The 20,971-nt window shown below is 38.3% G+C and carries 17 protein-coding genes; 10 read left to right on the top strand and 7 right to left on the bottom strand.

The genetic code is table 11. The features are described 5' to 3' along the window. Window positions 1–845, bottom strand: an 845-nt coding sequence (locus tag AC4MRQ_RS17285; protein WP_491198956.1) for a hypothetical protein, incomplete at its 3' end; no start/stop codon positions are given. 34 nt (window positions 846–879) lie between these two features. Beyond that, entirely contained in the window at window positions 880–1,368 is a 489-nt protein-coding gene (locus AC4MRQ_RS17290) for a tetratricopeptide repeat protein (RefSeq protein ID WP_491198957.1), read from the bottom strand. 781 nt (window positions 1,369–2,149) lie between these two features. Between AC4MRQ_RS17290 and AC4MRQ_RS17295 the strand changes: the two genes are divergently transcribed. The 9 genes from AC4MRQ_RS17295 to AC4MRQ_RS17335 all read left to right on the top strand — a co-directional run bounded on the left by AC4MRQ_RS17295 (window position 2,150) and on the right by AC4MRQ_RS17335 (window position 11,049). Beyond that, entirely contained in the window at window positions 2,150–2,473 is a 324-nt protein-coding gene (locus tag AC4MRQ_RS17295) for a YkgJ family cysteine cluster protein (RefSeq protein ID WP_491198958.1), read from the top strand. 159 nt (window positions 2,474–2,632) lie between these two features. Further along, window positions 2,633–3,220, top strand: a complete 588-nt coding sequence (locus tag AC4MRQ_RS17300; RefSeq protein WP_491198959.1) for a DUF5683 domain-containing protein — start codon at window positions 2,633–2,635, stop codon at window positions 3,218–3,220. A gap of 999 nt (window positions 3,221–4,219) precedes the next feature. Further along, complete coding sequence (locus AC4MRQ_RS17305; protein WP_491198960.1) at window positions 4,220–5,092, top strand: AraC family transcriptional regulator; 873 nt, start codon at window positions 4,220–4,222, stop codon at window positions 5,090–5,092. 113 nt (window positions 5,093–5,205) lie between these two features. Further along, a complete protein-coding gene (locus AC4MRQ_RS17310) occupies window positions 5,206–5,583 on the top strand; it encodes a hypothetical protein (protein WP_491198961.1) in 378 nt (125 codons plus the stop codon). Window positions 5,584–5,604: 21 nt separating this feature from the next. Beyond that, complete coding sequence (locus AC4MRQ_RS17315; protein ID WP_491198962.1) at window positions 5,605–6,489, top strand: helix-turn-helix transcriptional regulator; 885 nt, start codon at window positions 5,605–5,607, stop codon at window positions 6,487–6,489. A gap of 134 nt (window positions 6,490–6,623) precedes the next feature. Beyond that, entirely contained in the window at window positions 6,624–8,222 is a 1,599-nt protein-coding gene (locus tag AC4MRQ_RS17320; RefSeq protein ID WP_491198963.1) for a T9SS type A sorting domain-containing protein, read from the top strand. A gap of 17 nt (window positions 8,223–8,239) precedes the next feature. After that, a complete protein-coding gene (locus AC4MRQ_RS17325) occupies window positions 8,240–9,475 on the top strand; it encodes an SMI1/KNR4 family protein (RefSeq protein WP_491198964.1) in 1,236 nt (411 codons plus the stop codon). A 102-nt stretch (window positions 9,476–9,577) separates the two neighbouring features. Next, complete coding sequence (locus tag AC4MRQ_RS17330) at window positions 9,578–10,597, top strand: hypothetical protein (protein WP_491198965.1); 1,020 nt, start codon at window positions 9,578–9,580, stop codon at window positions 10,595–10,597. Window positions 10,598–10,626: 29 nt separating this feature from the next. After that, window positions 10,627–11,049, top strand: a complete 423-nt coding sequence (locus AC4MRQ_RS17335; protein ID WP_491198966.1) for a hypothetical protein — start codon at window positions 10,627–10,629, stop codon at window positions 11,047–11,049. Between the two features lie 65 nt (window positions 11,050–11,114). Here AC4MRQ_RS17335 and AC4MRQ_RS17340 read toward each other — a convergent pair whose 3' ends face one another. The 5 genes from AC4MRQ_RS17340 to AC4MRQ_RS17360 all read right to left on the bottom strand — a co-directional run bounded on the left by AC4MRQ_RS17340 (window position 11,115) and on the right by AC4MRQ_RS17360 (window position 19,123). Beyond that, entirely contained in the window at window positions 11,115–11,315 is a 201-nt protein-coding gene (locus tag AC4MRQ_RS17340) for a hypothetical protein (protein WP_491198967.1), read from the bottom strand. A gap of 113 nt (window positions 11,316–11,428) precedes the next feature. Beyond that, window positions 11,429–15,496 (bottom strand): T9SS type A sorting domain-containing protein, encoded by a 4,068-nt coding sequence (locus AC4MRQ_RS17345; RefSeq protein WP_491198968.1) that lies wholly within the window; start codon window positions 15,494–15,496, stop codon window positions 11,429–11,431. A gap of 266 nt (window positions 15,497–15,762) precedes the next feature. Next, the gene (locus tag AC4MRQ_RS17350) at window positions 15,763–16,395 is read right to left on the bottom strand and encodes a response regulator (RefSeq protein ID WP_491198969.1); all 633 of its coding nucleotides are present in this window, start codon (window positions 16,393–16,395) and stop codon (window positions 15,763–15,765) included. Window positions 16,396–16,509: 114 nt separating this feature from the next. After that, on the bottom strand, window positions 16,510–18,435 hold the full coding sequence (locus tag AC4MRQ_RS17355; protein WP_491198970.1) for a tetratricopeptide repeat-containing sensor histidine kinase: 1,926 nt from the start codon (window positions 18,433–18,435) through the stop codon (window positions 16,510–16,512). Window positions 18,436–18,607: 172 nt separating this feature from the next. After that, the gene (locus AC4MRQ_RS17360) at window positions 18,608–19,123 is read right to left on the bottom strand and encodes a YkgJ family cysteine cluster protein (protein WP_491198971.1); all 516 of its coding nucleotides are present in this window, start codon (window positions 19,121–19,123) and stop codon (window positions 18,608–18,610) included. Window positions 19,124–19,255: 132 nt separating this feature from the next. On the opposite strand from AC4MRQ_RS17360, the gene AC4MRQ_RS17365 reads away from it, so the two are divergent. Continuing rightward, window positions 19,256–20,971: ATP-dependent DNA helicase (locus tag AC4MRQ_RS17365; RefSeq protein WP_491198972.1), on the top strand; the 1,716-nt coding region annotated here is incomplete at its 3' end.

Below are 20,971 nucleotides of genomic sequence, written 5' to 3' on the forward strand. Positions count from 1 at the left end.
CCTTTTCGATAAGCAATCTCTCCAGCCATCATCTTGTCTGCAATAGCCAGAATATCTCGTGATGTATTATTGTGCATGATACTCGTTTTGGGAACTGTAGCATGTACTTTTTGGAAAGCTGCTTGTTCCCCTTCGGCTTCCTTAATTCGGTCTGTTGCTGCATACGCAAGAGCACGAGCATAATGCCAAATAGAGCGCGACATTGGTAAATATTCAGCAGGTTCCGGTTCTGCCAATATCTCTTCCCATTGTCCAAACCTAATGTATACGTGTAATGTCATCGGCATAAAGGCATCCATATAATCACTCATCTTCTCCAAAAAATCTTCGGGTACTTGTTTTGGCATTTCGCGTGCAGTGTTTAGTGCAAGTTTACTTTGACCGTCAAACATAGCTCCATAAACAAGGAAGTGATAATTGTGTAATCGATAGAGCGTGTAAATATTGTATGCTCCTTCTTTTTCTAAAAATTTTTTGTCAGCATCTATTGCGATTTGGTTTGCTTTGTTCGATGCATCGTAATTACCAAGGTGTATATCTATATGGGAGGGCATATGCAACATGTGCCCGGCATCTGGCATTGCATTACGAAGAACATTGGCAGCAGGCAAAGCTTTTTCGGGTGTTGGTGAGGCTTCCATTACATGAATGTAGAGATGGCATAAAGCCGGGTCGTCAGGAAAACGATTGAGTGCATCTTCCAGAATTTTCACAATTTCCAAGGTTTCCTCAGCAGGTTCACCATCGGGTGTCCAATGGTTCCAGGGACGCAAGTTCATAAGTGACTCTGCAAAAAGAGCAATAACTAATTTATCATTCGGATACTTCATGTACAAATTCCTCATTGCATCCGCATAAGTTTTGTTTGGAGACTGATCACTATCTGATGCCGGGGGGGGTTACATATCGCAAAGCAAGTGTTTCAATTAAACTTTGCTCCAACAGACTGACATCTTTAGATTGCAGCTTGGCCAAGTGGAGGCAAGAATCTGCATGTGCAATCTGACTTGGGCTGATTTTCATCCTATTGATATTAGGTCCCAATGCATATGCAATTCCCCAATATGCCATCGGCATGGATGGATCTTCCTTAAGTGCTCGTTCAAAGCAACGAACTGCTTCTCCATGATTAAAGGCATGGCATAATGCTAAACCACGATCAAACCAAACCTGTGCTTTCTTTGATTCTGTGGATACCTTATAATGAAAATCACCTAAATCATAATACGATTCATCACTTTCGTTCAAAGCCTCATACGTCGTTAATACTGATTCTGCAGATACTTTATTTATATCTTTCGAGTAATTATTATAACTCAAGTATATAAAAAGAATCAGGGGTGTCAGTGTAATAATTTTTAGATTCATTGTATTCTCCTTTCCCTGAACCTTCAGAATACCATTTTCTAACCACGCCTAAGCATGATCACATAATATTTTAATAGAAAATTCAGCTAATGTAATATTTCACATAAATGCATTCCTTCTACTTCAATTTTTTTCGCCCTTAATGTATATCGAACGACTCCGTTTGTCAATAACATAATCGAATTAAATCAATATTCTTCACTTTTATCAGTAGTCTTAATACTCACTTTTTATAATAATCATTAACAAGCATTCCCAATCAAATAATGTATCTACCTAATATTCGCAAGGTTTTTTAGTTTCCAGCTGATTATCATTCATCCTTTGGATGATCTTTCCTACTATCACCTCAATTCAATCATCGTTTCAGAAGCTCTTTCCTGTCAGCGACCGCAATGCATCCTCATTTCGACTATTCTTTCCCGTCATCAACCAAATTCAATCCGTGTTTCGACAGTTCTTTCCTAACATTGACCAAATTCAATCTCTGTTTTGGATGCACCTTTCTACAATCACCTCAATTCAATCGTCGTTTCAGAAGTTCTTTCCTAACATCGATCGTGATGCATCCTGATTACAGCTATTCTTTCCTATCATCGACTAAATTCAATCACTGTTTTGGGAGTTCTTTCCTATCATCGACCAAATTCAAGCGATGTTTCAGCAACTCTTTGGTTATTTCCCTTACCTTTATACCGGATGGGATAATATTTACCAATATTTCAATGCCATTAGTTTTCCATTCGCAATGAGTCATTGTATTAACTAGATTATTTGCTGTATGGAAAACAAAATATCATCGCTTACCTGTCAAAAATGTGGCATCTGTTGTCGTGATTTTCCCTTTGTAGAAGTGACTGACACCGAGATGAAAGCGTTGGAAAAATTCACCAAACTGAAACGTGAAGAGTTTACCGATCCGAAAGGACCAACATATGCAAGTGGTCATTTTCTTAAGACAAAGCCTAATGGTGACTGCCTCTTTTTAAAAGTTAATAATGGATTCTTCTCTTGTGGCGTATATGATGCACGTGCTGGTATCTGTCGTAACTACCCGGTTAATGAGCATCATTGGAAGTGGTGCAATGAGAATCGGGTGATATAAAATCCTCAGACTCCAATCGATTTGTAAATTATTCTAATTCATTATGTTTACATCCCGATGCTATTCTATAGCAACATTTATTAAATATTATTAACTATAAAGTTGTCCGTGTTACATCCTCCACACTTGTCATAGTAGGCGTATCAACCTAATGTGACCATGAAACCTCAACTAAAAATTACCTTAACCGCTCTATGTCTATTGTCTTGCATTTTAACAGCCAGTGGGCAGATCACCGATGCGGATAAACAACATTCCCCACACAAAGCAAGTATCTATTCAGCTATTTTACCAGGATTAGGACAAGCTTATAATAATAAGTACTTCAAAATTCCAATTATTTATACTGGTGCAGGCGTATTAGCTTACGCCATTCATTTTAACTCCAATTATTATAAAAAATACCGTTCAGCTTATCGCGACTGGATTATTAACGATCCCAACAACAAAAGTTATTTAGAATTTATCCATCCCACGATGACTGAAGAACAAATTAGAAAAGAAAATAACGCTTGGTTTGAAGAAGCTCTTAAAAGCAAAAAACAATATTACAGGCGATATCGCGACCTGAGCTACATAGGAATGACAGTTCTTTATGCTTTACAAATAATGGATGCAGCGGTGGATGCTCATTTCTTTAATTTTGATGTATCGGATGACTTATCACTTAATATCGCACCTACATTACTTGAGTCATCTAAATACGATCATCCTGCTCTTGGATTAAGGTTAAACCTCAGGATGTAAGTCCGGGAAAGAATTAGATTACAATTTAACCCAAGAGGACAAACTTGCCTCAATAGAGGTAGTATCAAGGAAATCTCATCATAAAACTCGTCGCCGAGTAAATTGATTTGATGTCTATCAATCTGACAACGAGTGATGCGATAATTCAAATTGATTAAAAACTACCACAGCTCTTCGCTGCCCCTTATGTCTAAGTTTACCTTATCAAGGTCTTAATTACCTGTCAGTAGATTTGCCTATAACATTTTTTAAAGTTGATCGTGATTATAGTAAAACAAGCCTCAATTGATAAGCAAGGATATTACATATTTTCAGTCCAAAGAAATTGAAGAAGGACTACCTTACGCGATTACTTTTTTTAGGATGTTGATCCTGCCGACGAGATTTTTATGTTGCTTTACGTCAAAAAAGGAAATTATACCTATTATGTTGATTTTATGGAACATACCTTCCTGTCCCAAATATTTATTCTGATTTCCAAACAACAGCTACATTACTTCCTACCTTTTAAAAGCAATGTGGTTGAACTGCTTTCCGTTACTTTCAACCAGGATTTTATATATCGTAATGAAACTGATTTAAAACACCAGTTTCAATTTACTTTTTATCATTGCATTGGAAGACAGGTTTTGAGTGTTACTAAAGAACTTGATCAGAAATGTGAAATCGTTTTCAATGCGATGAAGCAGATTTATGCTTCAAAAAACACGAAATTTAAATACAAAGCGTTCTATAACTGGTTTTGTATTATGGTTCTGACCTGTATAATGCTAACCGGATTCAGACATATATCGATGACTTTGAACTTTTGAGAAAAAATTAGCCGGAAACAGATCTAAAATCAACACATTGACAGTAATTCCCATATTCAGAAACCTCAATAAATTTCTTAATGCTACGTTAAAAACTCAGGAAGGATAATATATTACCTGAATAATATTGCCGGTAAAACGTTGCAAAAGAAAGTATGTCAATTCTTGTTGCGGAAATGGAGTAATAATGAAAAATACCAAAACACATAGCAGAGAATATACCTTTTTTGAGAATGCAAAAATAGGAGAAGGCTATCCGTGTACTGTTGTGGATCACAGTCAGCTGGTAAACAATAAGGATCTGCAAACACCATCGGTGCGTGATTTTTATGTGATTTTCCGGGTTAAAAAAGGCAAGGTGGTGTACCATATCGACTTTAAAACCTATACCGCTCATGCTAACCATTTAATATTGATAGCTAAAGACAGTCTCCATTATTTTGAACCATTTGAAAGCAATACTGAATTACAATCCATTGTTTTTACTCCTGAGTTTATCTATCAGAAAGATGATAACATACGACACTTGTCATTATTTAATATCGGAGAACACAAAAAAGGTATCCAGTTATTAAAACTATCGCCCGAAAACAGCCACTACCTTGAAGTGCTTAGTCAGCAGATGCGCAAAACTTATCAGCCTGCAGTTACTCCATTGAACCTGCAAAAGATGTATCATCTTCTTTGTCTTGTGTTGCTAATATGTGAAGAGGTAAAAGGACCAGATACGAAATTTGCTTCAGGAAATATCTCCCTGGCTCTTGAATACATCAATATTATAGAAAAACACTTTGAGCAACAGCACCCCATTGGTTTTTATGCCAAAAAATTAGGGGTTTCTGAAAAAAAACTCTACCGCGAAGTAAAAGCTAAATATAAAAAAACACCCAAGGCCATTCTTGATGAACGCCGGATACTGGAAATAAAAAGGTTGCTTAAAGGTTCGTCTCAATCGATAAAAGAGATCAGTTATACTTTTGAGTTCAGTACACCCGGTAATCTGGTCAAGTACTTTAAGAAGCATACCGGTACCACACCTCTATTATTCAGAAAGCAATAGTTTAACTTTACTTTTGTCCGTTTTGGATAATTCATAGTCCGGTTTAAACCTGTCAGGCCCATGATTCATGTTTAGTTTTACACGCTAAACAATGATTAACAGGGCTTGTGGTATTGCAAAATTCATTACGAACCAACTTCACATGGTTAATACATTCGGGTAAACGTCCAATATTATTTGCAAATATGCAGGGAGTTAACGAAAGTGAAGCAATAGGTATGTTGTATCTGTTAAGAACCATAGCCAATGAAATAACTGCGAAAGAAATAGACCTTTTGGTAAACCTGACTGATGCACCTGTTACGCATAAATTTATTACAGAGGTGAAGAAGCAAGCCAAAAACAGAACCCAAAAAATCTGTAATTATACAGCATACGGAACTTCAATGATGGGACGGATTATGGCGCGCATTGCAACGACTATCACACAACGGCCACATGTCCTTTTCAAAAGTAAAGAAGATGCCATCCGCTATTTGCATCACCTGTAACCTGTCAGTATAAATTAAAGAATGTGGCATAAACCTTATATAATCTTTCTTTCTAAACCCCATGACCGGATTAATGGGTTAATACCAGTATTAAAGGCTCAGGGATACAGTGTTGCCCGCAAAAGAAACTTTAAAGAGCTGGAAAGCTTCTCTCAAAACAAGAAAATTCTTCTTCTGGTATTTGATGAGCAATTTATAGTGACTGCCCAAACAGCACTGGCTACCCTATTTCAGTTTATGGAATCGCAGGCTCCTGCATTGGTAATATTGAGGGCACAAGAGTTGAAAAGCGATATAATCAACAGACACAATGTTCACCACTTGTACCATAATGGCTATGAAGATGTAAACCCCTTAGCAAAAGTGCTGATTGAAATATATGAGGCTGAATATTTTTACTATACCCGGCTAAGCGAAGAAAAGGAAACAGCCGATCATACATTAGAGGTATTGGAGCAGGATATCAGACTGAAGGAAGAGCATATTAGTTTATTATATGCAAGACTTTCGGAAATGCAGCAGCATATCTCAGGAATCCAATTAGTCTGGGAAAAGTTAAACAACAATGTTCCCGGCACAAGCTTTCGCCATTCATTCAACGCCTATTATAAAAAAGGTTTGACTTTACTTGAAAACACACAATTACTGCAGGAGCACTTTCAGCAGGTTAGTCCTGCTTTTTTCGATCACCTGAATGCAATTGCTCCAAATTTAACTACCGATAACCTGCGCCTGTGTGCCTTTATTAAGCTTGGCTTAACCAATAAAGAAATTGCACAAATACTAAACGTACAGCCAGATAGCATTAAGAAGAGTCAGTTACGAATCAAAGCTAAGCTAGGTCTTGGTTTAATGGATGTTAGTCTGCGTTCGTATTTAAAGAATATTGCAACTGACAGGCAATAAACAGTCTTTTAATGGCAGAGAGTGGACATTGAGTGGACACCGCCAGCAAGTGTTCTCCATACAGTAATACCAGCAGTTATATTTGCTGCGCCTCAAAAGAATTGAGGTTAATAACAAATGAAAAAATGGGGAAGATGAAACAACTATGGAGTACATGGCTACTGGCAGTGGCCTTAACCGTTAGTACAAATGCTCAGATCAGTCAAACAGCTGAACACTGGAATATGCCTACAGTGTCCGCAAACGCAAGTTCAATGGATGTTATAAGCGGTTTCTATTACGGATGGATGGATTTAAACGGAGATGGTTTTCCAGATCTGATAGACACACAGGACAATACTAACACCAGCAGTCCCTGGGAAAAAGATGGTGAGTATGTCTGGAAAATTTATATGAATACAGGTACAGCCATTAATTCCGTGGCTGAAGAGTGGGTAGTGCCGGACATTGCCAACGATCCGGCTAATATGAATGTGGTCAGCGGCTATACTTATGGATGGTTAGACCTGAATGGAGATGGATTACCGGATTTGGTTGATCCAAGAGATAACGAAAATACATTCGATCCCTGGATTGATGGACGACCTTACTTAAAAGTTTATTACAATACCGGATCATCCCTAAACACTACCGCTGCAATTTGGGACATGCCACAGTTGACAAAAAATGTTGAAGATGCCAATGTGCTTAGTGCTTTTTACTGGGGCTGGTACGATATGAATAACGATGGTTACATCGACCTGGTGGATTCGCAAGATAATGATGGCGATGGGGCCTGGTTAACAGCAGATGATAAACCATACTGGAAAGTATATCTGAATGATGGAACTAAGCTGGATACTGTTAATTACATTGAATGGATTATTCCTGAAGTAGCCGATGATATAAACAATATGGATGCAATAACAGCAAGTACTTACAGTTTATTTGATATAAATGGAGATGGCTACCCGGATATGGTAGATGCACAACAAAACGGAACAAACGATGTATGGGAAGAGAATGGTCAGCGATACTGGAAAGTATATCTGAATGACGGTTCAAAGTTTGCCACCGAAGCCATCCATTGGGCATTACCGAATGTAACAAGTTCAGCAGCCAACATGGATGTAGTATATGCCAGCTCCTATAGCTGGCTCGATATTAATGGAGATGGCATTCCAGACTTTATTGATGCACAGGAGAACGGAACCAATAATGTATGGACCGATGGTGAAAGACGCTATTGGAAGGTATATTTAAACGATGAGCAAGCCTTGAGTACAGAAGCTGTTGAGTACGACATACCAAACGTAGTTACCAATGCAAGCAGTATGGATTTGGTTTTTGGCAGCACATTCAGCTGGATGGATATAAATGGGGACGGAACGGTTGACTTGATTGACTGCCAGGATAACAGTTCAAATGCTGTGTGGGAAGAAAATGATCAGCGTTATTGGAAAGTTTATTTAAATACGGCTGAGAATTTGCCCACTTATACCAATAATGATTTGCCGATTTCAGAAATAAGTGTTTACCCCAACCCTACGGCAGGTATAATTCAGGTTCAACTTTATGACGATGCTAAAGCAACTATTAGCATTTACAACGGAACAGGTACACAGGTATATAAAACAAAAGAACCTGTTCTTCAATCTTTTTCTTATAACCTGTCTCATTTGCCCGATGGCTTCTACTTCGTTAAAGTCAATTGCAACAATACTGAGACGATAACAAAAGTGGTAAAGCAATAAAATAACAATTAATCTTTATGAAGAAGCCTGGTGATCTTACCAATAACTTTCTTGAACGGTTCAATAGCTTAGTAAAGCATTTGAAAAGCAATGGTATGAATATAGAAGTTGCTGAAACATTCGATCCTGTGACACAAGAAGAGATTGATGCTGTTGAGACCAAAACAGGTCATAAGCTGGACGAAACGTTTTTAGCCTATTTCAGAGAATCTAACGGCTATAAACTACGCTACACTCTAACGGAAGCGGAAGAAAATGAGTTTCCCATTGGCGGAGGTCTTCTGATTCCCGGTTTAGCGTCCATGTTTGAGTACCACATGTCAACCTTCTGTGAGCCGGGTAAAATTAAGCTGGAAATGTTAGGTGGCCGTGATGATCACACTGTCCGCTCTAACCTTTATATGTTTGACAAGCATGATGAGTTCAGGGATTCAGGCATATACTATGCTGTAGGGTATCTCATAACTGATAATATACTTCTGTTTTCAGAAGACTATGAGGCTGCCATTACAGACTCCCATCCTATCACAGTCGGGAATTATATGGAGCTTACCCTGGCTACAGCGGCACTGGAAAACAGGCGCGAGATAGCTGCCAGAGGACATGAAGGTGACTTCCCGCTGATCAATTTGCCTAAAGCACGTTATGAAGATCTGGAATCATGGGATGCACATATTGAAGCCGCCAAAGCAAAATTGGTTACTCCAGGATTTGTAACATTAACCGAAGAAGCTACACAGGGAAATGGCTATTACCTGAATTACATGAAAAGCGAACTTGAGGATGAAAGCCAAAATGATGCAACTAACCATCCGTTTAACGAAGTGCTGGAAGAAATAGAAGTAACACCACTATCATTTGATAAAAGTGGCCGATGGATTTTCCGTTACCTCGATCACCAGTTTCAAACATACCTGATTAATGACCAGTTTCTTCTCATATGCCTTTTTGGAAAATCGCTCCCGGAGTCTATTGATCATGAAAAAATCGATGCCGAGTGTAAACGCATCAATGATAGTATTGAAAGCCACTACTCGCTTCACTATGCTGAACAAGATCGTAAATTAAGGGTAACTGGTCAGATGCATCAAATGTATGCCAATGCACAAAGTCTTCGTGACATGGTGGAACGTGCAGAAACCATGGCTACCAACGGGCATGCAGCAGAACTGGAAGCTTTTTGCAATAATTCATCAGGTGGATTCTGGAGCAAAGTCATTAAATTTTTCAAGGAGGACTCTGAGGATGAATAATCAGATAATAAACCGGGTTAAATTCCTTGAGAAGAAAAACTACTTATTGTTCAGGTTGGATGGAACTAATCTTATTAAAACAAATAATTAAAAACTAAAACGATGACTAAAAAATATCATTTTTTAGCAGTAATAACCATACTGCTCAGCGTAAGCTTTGCCCCAATGATTGGGCAGACACAATCATTAAAAGATGAATTGACGGCTAAAGTAAAGCCGGTTAAAAAGAAAAAAGTGGAAGATGAAGGCATGACCAGTGAGCTTCATAAAAAGCACGTGGGACAAATTGTATTTGCCAATGAGAAAATTACCCGTGAGGCAGATGGCTCCCAATTTAAAGCTAAATTCAACGTCACAGATTTCATCTATGCAAGGGCTTATTTTCACCACTCAATAAAAAATCAACCGCTCTACCACTATGCCGGTAAGCGATACCGCGATAAAAAATCAAAGGAAAAGCCTTGTGATAAGAAGGACTGCAGGTATGGTGTCCGTGTTTATGTAGATGGTGAATACAATTCAGATTTAAGCGAGTGCTCATGGCTGGAAGGTGACGAAACCAACCAGACAACCATACAGTTCTGGATTCACCAAAGCCCTGAAGACGATCCCAACCGTGATCTCTATCAAGAGTTTGTGACAAGCCTTCCTGCAGGAGAACACACCATCACGGTTGATATTTATTCAGGAGACTGCTCATGGTTATCAGAGTATAGCAGAACTTTCTCTGACCCAATGGCCGTTGGAGAATTTACTTTGGTAAAAAATGAAGGAGATCAACTCTCAATCGGCCGTACATTCGCCGACTTTGAGGAAGGTATGCAAAATGAAGAATTAAAAACCCAACTGTTTAATGACTTCAGGCATTTCGCCAAAAATGCTAAATGGGATCGAGTTTATACTGATGTTAAGATCAAAGGTAAGCGTTGGGAAATTGTTCGTAGTGAACTTACCGACCTGCCTATATACAGATGGATCGATATCTGGGTATTGGCTCAATGGCCTGATGGTCATTGCACAGTAGAAAGTGCCAGCATGACCCAGCAATATGATGGTAAAGATTATTCAGGGGCATTTGATGTTTCCGGTACAGGGGATCAAATTCGGGTTGATTGCCAATAAAACAGTGTTATAAGATTAAAACAAAAAGCATGATTGAATTAATAAAAGATGAATTTAAACCACTTTCAACTCTGCAGGTCGAATGGCACAATCACTTAGAAGAGTATGTTAAAAACGGCGGCTATCTGGATTCTCTTATGCCCAACTCTCACTCCATGTTACTGGACGCAGTAGCTGATATGTTTGAAACGGAAGCTGAGAAGATTATTGGAGTTTATCAGTCTGAGCTTAGCTCACCTGAAAATCTGGCCAGATTCTGTGAGCACGTTAAATCTCTGGTACCTTATCCATGGACAGAAATGGATCTGAATGACGGATCCGTTACTTTGTCGCTGTATAAAGTTGAGGAACTTAAAGTTGCAGTGGCCCTTGATAATACTAATGAGTACCAGCTTTATTTATTAGAGTCCGACTTTGAAACCTGGTCTGATAAAGTTAATAATATCCAATAACCCACCATAGCTCTGAAAATCGGTAACAGGGAAGTTGCTTTTAAAAATTAATAAGAATTTTAAAACTACAGATTATACTGATTAACGCAAATTGTTCCGCTTTGCGGAACTAAAATCTGTGCAATTTGAGGAATTTGTGGTTGAAAAAGCAGGGAATATTTATTGATATTTTTAAAAGCGAATTCTCTGAAATCGGTAATGGAAAAAGTACTCATTATCGGGCACATTAAAGCCAGCTTTTCCTGATTGGGGTATGCCGATGACATCTGTTTCTGTTATCCCGGAATAATCAGCACTGCCAGTGCGCTAAATTAAAAGAGGGTGCCGTTTCCGGGCACCCTCAGCCATAAACCAACAACAGCACAAAGGCCCGGCAGATTTACCTTTTATAAATCTTATGCCGGGCAATACCTTTGCTGGTATAGATATCAACAATGTAAATGCCCGCACTTAATTTAGCCGTTTTAATCGGTGCAGGTTGAATAGCTTCAAAATCCCGCTCCATTACCTTTTGTCCGGTTATATCATGTATAATATACTTTTCCAGTTCTATACCATAGCTTACGGTTACCGTGGCATCGTCAATCACCGGGTTAGGATAAATAAGCACATGCTCACTGAGTTCAGGGGTGAATACTGAAGTGGCCTTGTTTTCCACTTTTACGGTGGCTTCTGCGATTAATTCCTGATATTCTACATTATTCACATTATCTTTTGCTGCTGCAATAAAACTGTATGTATCGCCATAATTTGCGGCAATGTAAAAATCATTCCTGGTGTAGTCCCGAAGCATTAGACTATAAGGACTATCATTCTTTTTAATGTAAACATTATAGCCTTTTATGCCAGAGCCTGAATCCGAGCCTTCAATTTGTACATGGATTATACTATCCTGTTGCAACTCGTTTTCGAAAGGAATGATTGTACTATGCGGTGGTTCAATATCGATGGTATTAATGGCCACTCCTGTATAGATAGGCTCATTACGGTCAAAAACAATGACTGCCTGATTGGCAATGCTTGTACCATGTTCTAAATTTGGCTGTTGAGCAATAGTAAAGGTAAAATAGCCTTCACCTTCGGGCTTATTTATATTAGGTTTAAGAAAACCATCATGTAAGTTGTTGGTTAAGGCAAGTGTAGCTGTATCAAGTGATGTAAATACGGCTGATAAAATACCGTTCTCATCAATTTTACCATCAAATTCAAGGATGAAATTATCACCATAAGGTCTGGTATCAAACAACTTATTTACACTTGTTCCCTGTTCATTTAGCGGAATAAAATAATCAGCCCAGCCAAAGGATTTCCATTCGAAATAAGTAGTATCTAATACGCTTAAATCAAGCGTATCATATACAAACACTTCGCTGGCAGGAGCCGTTGCTGTATCAGCATTCTCAAAAGTGATGTGATAAGTCAGATTGGTATTATTCAAGGTAAAGCTTTCTTCTCCAAAGCCGCTTACTGCATATTTTTCATTAGGATCTTTCGAATTTTGGACAGAATATTCATACCAGACTTCCCAAACTTGTTTCCAAAAGGAATCTTCCTCAATAATCAAATCCAACTGCCTGGCTTTATCTTCAATGGTTTCATCGTTAACAAGGTCTTCCTTTTTCATAGTAGGAATAGGTTCCAGAGGCAAGTGACATGCCTCAGGGTCTTTGGAACAATCGGGAAGCTCGTGATATAAATAAATTGAAAGCTCACAATCGCTAACACACAAAATATCTGTTGGGTATTCAATTGATTCCGGTTCACCTTGCACATCAGGTACCGAACCGCTATCGTTGGTGCTGTTTGGAAAGGTTTCGATGTAATTTTCGTATGTAGCAATAGCGTTTTCATCCGGCATATCCGGGTTGGCTCTTTTAATCGACTCTATTATAATTGGAGCAAAATACCAGGGTTGATTAGCTGGTTGAGGAAGAGGTAAATTACCTGTAAAGTTACTTGTATTAAAACCGCCTCCCCAGGGTGTACCATTAAAGCCGGTAGAGCCCCCACTTCCGCTTCCTCCTCCTAAGGTAGATCCTCCGATTTGTTCAATCAGGAAGCTGTAAAGGACACAGCCCAGGTTGGGAATATTAATGCCCGGTTCAAGTGCATCAAGGTTAAATAAGTCGAGCATAAAATCTACAGCCCTGTTATCAGGACATACAATAGAATCGCCTAGTACAGCAGCCGTAGTTTCCGGGTCAATAAAAAAGCTGGTACCTGAATATAAAGGCCTGTCAAACACTGCACCAACCCTTGAATCTTCACTACTGCCTGTAATTATGCTGAAGTTGATTTTATAAGATGCTTTACCCGGAAGTACCGGGAAGAAGAAGGTAGCTACCTCAAAATCGCCAAATCCCTGGTTTGACATTGGCCTGAAAGGACCTTTCATTTTATTGATCCAATCCCGGTGTTCATCAGAAGCTAAAATGCGGGTATTCAACATGGGTTCAGAGTTAATAGGTACACATATAGAAACCGGCACTCCATAAGCTGTTTCATCTCCTTTATTTTCAATGTTGGCTGTATAAGTGTATCGGCGCTTCCCAAGTACTTCGGGAGGACCACTAAATTCTATCTGAATATCATGCTTTGTTCCGTCAATAACTTCAAGGGCATTAACCAGCGTATCATTATCACCGCCATTTTGCATATACAGGTCGTAGCTTGTTGTAGGTTGATGATCAAATTCTATTAAAATATTATAAGTGGTACTGTCAACATATTGATAATCACGGATAGCTTTCTCCGCACCGTTTTTATCCCGTAAAGTAAAAGTAGCATCATCTCTAAAGCCTACGCCTTTAATTTGTCCTATGTATAGATTATTATTGTGGGTTTCAGCCGGGTTCATTTCTCCCAACCCTTTAATTTTAACCGTTTTCTCATAAACCTTTTCGCCACATTTGTTTCCGGCATGCAGCTTAACCAATATCTCACCTTTTCTATCATATTGATGGTAAGGGTTAATTTTTACTGAATCAAAAGGGCTATCATCACCAAAATCCCAATAATGGTAATCTTTATTTTGCATGGAAGTAAAAAAACGAATATTACCTTCTCCACGATCAGCATAATAGAAGCTTGCCTGCGGCAGATCATCAGGAACGGCATCAACCAAGTTAAACATTACAGATCCTCTTGCCGGGTAGGTATCACAACCTAAAATCAAATCAATCGTACTCGTACCTCCAATTATCAGATTCTCACGACCAAACTGATCACGACTTTGAGCGATTGCTTTAATCGTTACACTGCCTCCCACTTGACGATTTATAGTATGCATTCCTTCTGAATATATTTCATTCAATGCCCTGTCGAATTTATAAACATAGCCGAAATAATTTGGCCAGCGGTACAAGGTGTCACCCATATTATAATTTACTCCTCCTCCTAACACGCGCCCTGCAGCATACACATGCCTGTCAGTAGCTACAATGTCAATAAGTTGCTGATCCCCGTTATGTGTTGGGTTAAGAACACCTTTTTCAATCACCTCGCCCTGCATATTACACCGGACTAAAAATCCATGAGCCCCATTAAACTGAGAAAGGGCAAACTCATGTCCGTCAATTTCGAAATTATCGTTGTAGTTACCTGCAAGGTAGAAATATTGGTCGTGTGGATAATAAAATAATTTTGGTTCGAGATAAGCTTTACCGTAAGCATACATCCAATGCAATTCATCATTTGCATTTATACTTGCTAAAAAGGCCGGATAGCCACTACCACTAAAAGTATCGTGAATGGTATCTCCACGATAAGTAACGTATCCTCCAAACTGACCGGTAATCAGTATTGAAGTATCGTTTACAGCTGCTATATCAGTAGTGGTAATGCTAAACCTGCCCTTTAACGCAAAATTACCTGTGCGATGCAGGTCAAAATTATACTTGTCAATCTGTCCGTACTTGGCTGCATATATTACACTATCAGTGGCTGCCATCACCGTATAGCGGAAGCTTCTGTCGTGTCCCACATGACTGATATAGTTGCCATCAGTATCAAATTTTAACAGCATTGCACGGTACAATGGGTCGACTGCAAAAGCACCATTGGAATGATAAACACTATCGCCCGGAAGATATGCTGAAACATAGAGGTGACCTTTGGCATATAAAATCTGCTCAGCAAAGTTATAGGTATTGGTGCCAAAGGTTTTTACCCAAAGCGTATTGCCGTCAATATCTTTTTTTACAATGTAGCACGAATAAGCAGGTGCCTTATAAGGCACAATAGTATCTCCATCTATTACAATTGAAGCATTAAAGGTACCAAGGGTGTAGCTATTGGCTGCGGGGTCGATACAAATGTCTTCAATGAATCTTGAGTTGTGGCCTGAAACAGGCATAAATGAAGTTGCCCAATCGAAATTTTGGGCATTTACATAGCTGTTTAAAATAACGGCTAAACAAATAGCGAAAGTAAATCTTAATTGGTTCATGGCTGTAATTTTTAATGCAAATTACATGAGCCTTGAGCCTGTTGCATCAGGGAAAAAGTGTATTTATTTTCTAAGGGTTTTCCCTTAGCCTGAAAAGTAAAAAAGACCATCTGTTCGTTAACAGTGGTCTTTTTTCAATAACCTAAACCCAAATCTATGAAAAAAATCTACGCTTGATATATAGCAAGCAGCATACCAGAAATACAACTTCTTTGTTAAAGAGTACTAATTATCATCAAGAAGTGATTAATGGCACAGGTGAGGGATTACACCATATTGAATTTAAGCGCCACCTTTACTAACCCAGCGGTATTTTTAACATTAAGCTTGTGTAAGAGGTTCAGGCGGTGTGTCTCAACCGTTTTTGGACTGATAGTAAGTTTATTGGCAATTTCAGATGTTGTTAATTCGTCGGTAATAAGTTTAAGTATCTCCTTTTCCCTCCGTGTAAGGCGTGGTGTTTCACCAACAGTACGTTTTAATAGAATAGATTCCCGGATAAGCTGTTCCTGCAATTCTTTCTGAATAAACTGATTACCTACGTATACTGTTCTTATAGCATCCAAAAGCACCTCATCCTTAACGGTTTTTATGGCGTAACCAATGGCTCCGGCACTCATTGTTTTCTTTAAAATTCCAGTTTCATCAAATGATGTTAGAACAAGTATCCTTATAGAAGGATTGGTACTTTTAACTGCCTGGCAAATTTGCTCACCATCCATGTCCGGTAAATTGTAATCGAGCAGAAGTACATCAATATCCAATTGCTTAATGGCCTCTAGACAATCTTTGCCATTATTGAATTGAGCAAGTAATTCCATGTCACTTTCTTTAGCAACTAGCTCTGATATACCCTTAAGTATTAAGGGATGATCATCCGTTATGGCTACTTTTATCATATTTACGCCATTCAATACTTCATTAAACTTTTATAAGAAGGAGAAATCCAGACCATTGCGGGCTAAATACCAGGTTTAATATAATGCTGACATTGAGCGCCTTGTAAATTAGTCTCATGTCTTTTGTCTAATATCTAACAATCTATTGATTATTGGTATCTCAATGTTAATGGAAGTTCCTTCGTTAGGTACCGACTGACAATCTATAGTACCATTTAAAAATTCCAACCTCCCTTTAATATTCGCCATCCCAATCCCATTTCCGTTTAGTTTGGTGTCCATTCCTATACCATTATCTTCGCAGCATATATTAAAAGAGTCATCATGCACTGATAACTGAAGCAAGCACTCTGAAGCATTAGAATGGTTAAGTACATTTTTGAGTAGTTCTTGTATTATTCGGTACACATAGAACTTAGTGTCCTCAGGAATTTGATCAATAGCGCCAATGTATTGCACTTCAAACCCGATATTCTGACTATGATTAAAACGATTAACCAAGTCAGAAATTGATTGGATTAATCCACCCTTGGCTAGAGATCCGGGCATAAGGTTATGTGACATTTCTCGTACCTCTTGGCTCAGATCATTGAGTAAGTCCTCAATTTCACACAGTGTTCCATTTGAAGGTCTGTTTTTCTGACTAGCTGCTATTAGCTTAATGGCAGCTAAACCACCGTTAACCCCATCATGAAGTTCTCTGGCTAACCGCACACGTTCTTGTTCCTGACCTTTAACAACCGCCTTAAGAGCTGAATTCTTTTGTTCTTCTTTAAATCGCTTCATTTGTTCAGCGTGCAGTTTTGCTGCCTGCTTATTGTATTTTCTTAGCGAGAAAATAACAATACCCAATACAATTATAATCGTCCCTACAATAACAAATAATAAACGGTTTCTTGAAAGTGACCTTTCCTGGGCTGCTAGTTCAAGTTCCTGATTCTGTATGGTCTGTTCTTTTTTGGTATTCTCAAATTTTTGTTCAAGCAAATGAATGTACTTCAGCGTTTCTACCTGGTTGATAGAATCCTTTAATTGCATATAAAGTGCCATGTCTGCACTTGCTTCCTGATGATTATTTGAAGCTTTATGAACAAAATAAAGCTGATGGGCAATGTTCACTTTTAATTTATCCAGGCTATAGTTATTAGCCATTTGCCTGGCAGATTGAAGTTTGTCATTAGCAACAATATATAAACCTTGTTTGTATGCTAACTTTCCCGCAGTAAGTAACGATTCAGATATGTTGTATGGATTCTGATATGATTTAGCCAGCTCTATTGTTTTCTTCGTATATACTTCGGCAGAATCCAATTGTAATGTTTGTATAAAATGATTTGCCAGGTTGTTGGCTGCAAGTAACTGGTTATATAGGTTTTTGGTGCTTTCTGAAATAATATAAGCCTGCATCGAATGCCTGAGGTAAGCCAATGAGTCTTTTAGCATTAAACTGGCATTGGCCATGTTAATATAGCTGTCTGCTAAAGCTATAGAATCAACTATTTGGATGCTTAAACCTTTCGCTTTCATGGCATAATCAAGTGCTTTTTGTCCTTGTTGATTATTCAGGAATAATGAACTCATATTGTTATAGGTCCACATTAAGCGTTGGAGATCATCTAATGCTTCGTAGGTTTCGATGCCTTCGATATAATAGGACATACTCTGATCGTAATTACCAAGATAAAGTTCAATATTTCCTAAATTAATTAAACATGCGGCAATTCCAAGTTGGTAGTTAACGGATTGAAAAAGAGGGATCGCTTTCAGGTTTAGCCTTTTTGCTTCTAGATACTGACCTTGTTCAAAATTAACAATACCCATATAGTTGTAACTTCGCCCTTCACCAATGGCGTAGTGTATGGACTGACTTATATCGGCAGCCTTTTTATATAATGCTATTGCGCTGTCGGGCTCACTCAATTCAAGCTTATATGCCTGATCATGAAGCTGAATTACCTTAGTGCTGTCTTTCGCAATCAAGCTAAAAAAAGCAGAATTGGTACATATAAAAAGTATGGAAACAAGGACTCTGACAATCATTTAAGTAATGAGCTAACAGTTAATTATGCAATATAAAAGACAAGAATATCTTATTCAATAATTTAAGATGAATAAATCCTTTTAATTGATGAATACTGTTAATATTTCTCTAATGAGTCATGTTGCAAGTAAATAATAACACTTTTTCTGATACCAGCTTAACAAATGAGGTCTATTTCACTAACTCCACCAATGGAACCAAATCAAACTCTCTCTTATCCGGATGAACTGTTTTAATATACTCTTTGTTCAGCATAAACAATCGGCTGTTGAAGGTATCTTGTGCATAACAGTTCTCCTCGTGGAAATAGTCTTCGCCAACCTTGGTAAAGTTAAGCTCACAATGTGATAACTCCCACTGATCACCGTCTTCATTCATATACAAAAGTGGAAAACCATGGGTACGGCAAATAATAGGACGTGCTTCGTATATACTACATTGATGATCTTTTAAAAAGAAGCACTTCTCTCCTGTTTTCTCAGGTAACGGCTGATCTAAAACTTCAGGATAAAGTTCCCTAAGCTGCTCTTGGATATAATCAAATTCAATAGGAAAAACATCAAAATTCAAGCAACATTTATCACAGCCTTTTTTACATGCCATATCGCTATGGTGTTCGTCCCACAATTTGATGGTTGATGCATCAATCTCTTCCCTGAGTTGGCGATATGAATCCAAGTTTGCCATTGTATCTTGATTTTTTGCAAAGGTACGAAAAGCCAACGGCCAAAAAGCATTTGTCAATTACTTTTACAAACATCGGACGCTTTGCACCAAGCACTTTTTCCAGTATCTTGCCACATTATTAAGTTTAGTTTCATGCACACACAGACAGACACACTTCAGTCATTAGTCTCCAAATATATCAATACAACCAATCGGAGTGTTTTCTTAACCGGGAAGGCTGGTACCGGAAAAACCACACTATTACATCGTATTAAGGAACATACGCACAAAAATATGGTAGTGGCTGCGCCAACCGGCATTGCAGCCATTAATGCTGGCGGAGTTACCCTTCACTCACTGTTTCAATTACCTTTTGGTGCTTTTATTCCAGATAACAATGGAATTGATCCGGAACACATGCAGACTCTGGCTCATTTTAATACACCGCGTTCGTTGATTAAGAATATACAGATGCACACCGTTAAGAGGAACCTGATTCGTAATATGGAACTGCTGGTGATTGATGAGGTCAGTATGCTGAGAGCCGACTTACTTGATGCCATTGATTTGATTTGTCGCCATGTGCGCCGTCAGCAAAATACTCCCTTTGGCGGATTACAGGTTTTATTTATTGGTGATATGCTTCAACTACCCCCAGTTACCAAACATGAAGAATGGCAATACCTGAAACGCTATTATAAAAGCCCTTACTTTTTTGATGCTCAAGTTTTACAAAATCACCATCCAATTCATATTGAACTGGAGAAAGTCTATCGTCAATCAGACCAGAAATTTATTGATTTATTGAATCATTTTCGGGATAACCAAGTCACCACTGCCGATATTAGTTTGTTAAATCAATATTATCGTCCCGAGTTTAATCAGCATAATAATGATGGTTACATCCAGCTAACCACGCACAATGCTATTGCAGATACTAAAAACAAAGAGTGTTTGGCAGAGCTGGATGGAGAAATCTTTTCTTTTGAATCAGAAATAAAAGGAGATTTCAAAGAGCATCAATATCCATTGCAAGAAAACATGCAGTTCAAAAAAGGAGCCCAGGTAATGTTTATAAAAAATGATTTCTCGGGTCAACAACGTTACTTCAATGGTAAAATTGGCACTATCTCGTACATTACTAAAGATGAGATAAAAGTTAGCTTTAACGATGGCAGTGATTCGGTTATTGTTGAACCTTATACCTGGGAAAACAAGAAATATAAACTCAACAAAGAAACCAATGAAGTTGAAGAGCAAGTTGTGGGTGAATTTATCCAATACCCCATTAAACTAGCTTGGGCCATAACTGTGCATAAAAGCCAGGGATTAACCTTTGAAAAAGCAATAATAGATGTGGGACAAGCTTTTGCTGCTGGTCAGGTTTATGTAGCTCTTTCGAGGCTAACATCATTGGATGGTCTTATCCTTAAAACTCCTATTCCTCAACAAGGCATTGCTGCGGACGCTTCATTACGAAATTTTGTTATGCAAAAGATGAACACTGATGCGTTGCGACCAATATTAAAAGAAGAGTCTCAAAAGTACTTTAATCAGTTTGTTCTAAAAGCTTTTGATTTTAACGATCTGGTTATTTCTCTACATCAGCATGTTAAGTCCTATACCAAGGATGAAAAACGCTCAAAAAAGCAACAACACAAAAGTTGGGCCGAGAGTTTATTGAAAGAAACCAAACCCCTTCAAAATGTGGCTAATAGTTTCCGATCTCAGGTAAATAGAATTGTAACAACTGGTGATGACAATTACGTCAACCATCTGATTGAACGCATTAATAAAGCCATTGCCTATTTTCAGCCACCTATCTCAGCATGTCATAAAAATGTGTTGATACATATTAAAACTATAAGC

This window comes from Carboxylicivirga sp., from assembly GCF_982718395.1.